Source organism: Arthrobacter sp. JCM 19049 (assembly GCF_001310435.1).
Genome location: NZ_BAXF01000737.1, coordinates 1 through 865, shown reverse-complemented (window position 1 = coordinate 865; position 865 = coordinate 1). Strand labels below are relative to the sequence as shown.

Below are 865 nucleotides of genomic sequence, written 5' to 3'. Positions count from 1 at the left end.
CGGTGTTGGTCGGTGGCTGGTTCCCAGTACTTCTTCTCGTTGATCCATCCGATGAACCGCTCATTGACCACCGGCAGCGTGTAGGAGGTGGAGAACTGGAGCCCCAACGAATCCAGGTGGTGCAGGAACTCGCGCGAAGCGCCAGCGCTATCGGTGCGCACCAGGACCTTCTCACCGATCAGTATCCCGTCCTGGTCATAGAACTCATCAGGTAGCTGGGCCAGAGCCTGGTCCAGGATCGTGATGTGGTCCGCCGCTGAGTTCGCGCCCTTGTTCCCGGGCCGCAGCATCACGGCCAGGACTTCCCCGGTGCCATTGTCTTTCCCGTAATCCACGCTTGCGATCATGGGAGAGAAACCGTACCCACGCTTATAGGTGCCTGCGGCGTGCTCCTTGTCAGAGTGCACATGCACCAGCGAGGCATCAATATCGATGATCAGCGGATCCAAACTGGTAGCTCGCAAAGCCGGATTGCGGGCCCCGGCTGCGGCCCAGACCCGGGAGCGCAAAGTGCGGTGCATGGTGGCAAAGGCGTAGTCAAACGCCGTGGCTGATCCTTGATCCGGCCCATGAACCGGCTGATCGTGGCCTCGGAAGCGACCGTGCCGAACAATCCTTGTGAGGAGCTGAGCTGGTCAATATCAGTGACCTGCTCGCCCCCGGCGGACAGCATGATCGCCAAGTCAGCTATCATCTTGCCCGGCCGGTGCACCGCGGTGGCCGGCACGAATTGGGAGAACCGGTCTTCACACAGCCGGCGGAAGTCCAACGCGTTCAGGAAGCTGGTCAGTACCCCGAGCCCTGCCTGGGACACCAGCGCTTGGTTGGTGAGTTGGGCCGGGACATGCGGGAAAATCGGGGTAGA

General features: G+C 61.5%; 1 pseudogene. It reads right to left on the bottom strand.

What is annotated here, in order from left to right:
• Positions 1–865, bottom strand: a pseudogene (locus tag JCM19049_RS15885) (transposase); the annotation flags it as partial.